The sequence below is a fragment of the Cupriavidus sp. Met-2 genome, from assembly GCF_049843575.1.
Classification (GTDB): Bacteria; Pseudomonadota; Gammaproteobacteria; order Burkholderiales; family Burkholderiaceae; genus Cupriavidus; species Cupriavidus metallidurans.
Window position 1 is genome coordinate 1 of sequence record NZ_JBBHZL010000044.1, and the last position, 2,642, is coordinate 2,642.

At 56.5% G+C, this 2,642-nt stretch carries 3 protein-coding genes and 1 pseudogene; 3 read left to right on the plus strand and 1 reads right to left on the minus strand.

The window, feature by feature from the left end; all coding sequences use genetic code 11:
* From WD006_RS29255 to WD006_RS29265, 3 genes are all read left to right on the plus strand, one after another.
* Nucleotides 1-133, plus strand: a 133-nt coding sequence (locus WD006_RS29255) for a winged helix-turn-helix domain-containing protein (protein ID WP_425648366.1), incomplete at its 5' end; no start/stop codon positions are given.
* Nucleotides 133-1,542 carry a heavy metal sensor histidine kinase gene (locus WD006_RS29260; RefSeq protein WP_029307885.1) on the plus strand — a complete coding sequence of 470 codons (1,410 nt, stop codon included), beginning with the start codon at nucleotides 133-135 and terminating at the stop codon, nucleotides 1,540-1,542. The genes WD006_RS29255 and WD006_RS29260, both read left to right, overlap by 1 nt.
* Before the next feature lie 352 nt (nucleotides 1,543-1,894).
* Nucleotides 1,895-2,131, plus strand: a complete 237-nt coding sequence (locus WD006_RS29265) for a GDCCVxC domain-containing (seleno)protein (protein ID WP_080672850.1) — start codon at nucleotides 1,895-1,897, stop codon at nucleotides 2,129-2,131.
* 221 nt (nucleotides 2,132-2,352) lie between these two features.
* On the opposite strand, the pseudogene WD006_RS29270 reads toward WD006_RS29265, so the two are convergent.
* Nucleotides 2,353-2,642 (minus strand): annotated as a pseudogene (locus WD006_RS29270) (transporter suffix domain-containing protein); the annotation flags it as partial.

A 2,642-nucleotide genomic window follows, 5' to 3' on the forward strand; every position in this document is an offset into this window, starting at 1 on the left:
CTTCGACAGCGACACGAACGTCGTGGACGTGGCGATTCGACGCCTTCGAGCGAAGATGGATGACACTTACGCTCCCAAACTTATCCATAGCGTCCGCGGCATCGGCTACGTCCTTGAGAACCGACAGTCTTGATGCGTAAAAGGTCGCTTACCGCTCGGCTCGCACTTGCATTTGCCCTGATCGCCGGACTAACTTTTTCCGGCGTGGGAATCTATCTGTATGGTTCCCTCGCAAGCCAGATCATCGATCGCGACGACGCTGAACTTCTCCGCAAAGCCGCGCGAGCCCAACAGGAACTAGCTGAGCTTCGAAGCTCCCCCACCGAAAACCGATGGGAGGAGGTACTTGGCGTGGTGAAAGGAAACGAGGAGTTCGGCATCCGCATATTGGATGCGCGCGGCGTGCAGTTGGCGGCGGCCGGCGCAAACTATGGGATAAAGCCGATTGGTGGCGGCGCTTACGCCAAAGTGCCGGACGCGGCCGGGTCAATTCAGGCCTGGAGCACACCGAGCGACATGCCGGTACGCATGACCACTATCAAGGCTAGCGTCAGCGGTGAGGCATCACCTGTAGTGGTGGAACTGTATCAGGTCGCTAGCAGTCGTGTTTCCCTCCTGCGAGACTATCGCTGGAAACTATTTATCGCAGTCCTTTTAGGCACAGTCGGTGCAGGCGGGCTGGGATACGCGGCGCTTCGGGCTGGCATGGCGCCATTGCGAAGTATCGCAGCCGGCACGGCCTCCGTGACCTTTACAAGTGGAGCGCTACCCGTTGATCCATCCAGGCTGCCTGCGGAACTAGATGATTTGGCGCGCGCCCTGCAGAGAATGATTGACCGTCTCCGTGAACGCTACGATAGGCTTTCGCAGTTTTCAGCGGACCTTGCCCACGACTTCCGTACTCCTATTACCAACCTGCTCGGCCAGACCCAAGTTGCACTGAGCAGCGACAGATCGATTGAAGAGTATCAATCGCTGCTGGTCTCGAATGTTGAAGAGTATGAGCGCCTTTCTCGGATGATTGAGAACATGCTCTTCCTGGCAAGAGCCGACAATGCACGGGTAGCCATTCTCGCTACGGAGCTCGACCTTCGCGAGGAACTGCATCGACAGGCAGACTACTTTGAATCATTGGCGGAAGCACGGCAAATAACCATCCAAGTGAATGCGCAAGGGAAGGTTTTCGCAGACCCAACGCTCTTCCGACGCGCGTTAAGTAATTTGCTGTCAAACGCAATCCGATATGCCAATGAGGGCACCAGAGTAACCGTTCACGGTCGACACACTGGAGGTGTCGCTCAAGTTAAGGTGGAGAACGTTGGACCAGGCATTGCCCCGGAGCATCTATCCCTCCTCTTCGACCGCTTTTTTCGCGCAGACCCCGCGCGCGCCAACTCTGGTGAATCATCGGGAATTGGGCTTGCAATCGTCAAGACCATCATGGATCTTCACCACGGAGCGGTTTCTGTCCGCTCAGTACTGAATGCCACTACGTCCTTCCAGCTGGAGTTTCCTGACAATAGGACAATTCCGCATACCTGACGGGCAACATCGTCGCTATTCGTGTAGAAAGCGGCTCCGCTTTCGAATCATCATTACTACTTTCCTCCTCACAATGTCGGCACGATAAGCGAATCCGCAAGCGACGAGCGCAACGCTGGCTCGCCGCAGATGGGTGCGCCCTCTCGCCCTCGCCTTTTCCTATATCTCGCCGTTAGCGTTAGCCCTGCATTAATACAAAAATTATTCACAATTACGTAAGCAATGTGAACCCACTCCTGCTCGCGGCGAGACCTTGCCACGGTCGGTTGGTATCGGCCAGAAAGCGATGTTCGTCTTGGCGGTAGAATTGTTGACGATTCACAGCCCCTTTTTGTGCATGGGAGCAATGAAAATGACGACGACCATGCTTGAGTCCGCGTTGACCTGCCCGCATTGCGGATACGTGTCGGTCGAAGTGATGCCGACTGACGCTTGCATCTATTTCTATGAATGCACGAGGTGCAAAGCCTTGCTTTCCCCGAAGTCTGGCGACTGTTGTGTCTTCTGTTCGTATGGCTCGGTCAAGTGCCCGCCCATTCAAGAAGGACGTGCTTGTTGCGCGGGTTCCGCTACTCCAGCCAAACGTTAAGGAACCTATCCCCTGCACCGGAGGGACTGAAATGCTTCAGGCATACATGCATAGTCCGCTTCATGTCGTGACTGACCTTGCACCGTCACCCAACCTGCGACCTTCGTAGGCCTATTTTCGTCGCATGTTAGCTTCTACGCACCCTCGCGACCCTGACAGATTTCGACGACCAAATCCCGCCGTCACGCAGGACATTTTCGCCGCGTCACCAATATTTCTGGTCACGCGCGAGACCCCGACCCGCCATCATCCAGCGTTCCCGCAGTACGGGTGAACAGCGCCCGAAACTTGTTCCAGAAATCACCGCCGAGCACGAAGAAGCTTGCGACCAGCATCAGGTCGCCGACCAACTGTGCCTCCCACATCTTTGGCCGAAGCCCGGGCCAGATCGCATCCACGTAGGGTTCGAACATAGCCGAGACCAGTGGCAGGCAGAACATCACGATGCCGATGGCGTGACGTGCCGGCCCCACGGTGTCGCCGGGGGGGCTGAGGCGGCGCAACAGCAGAG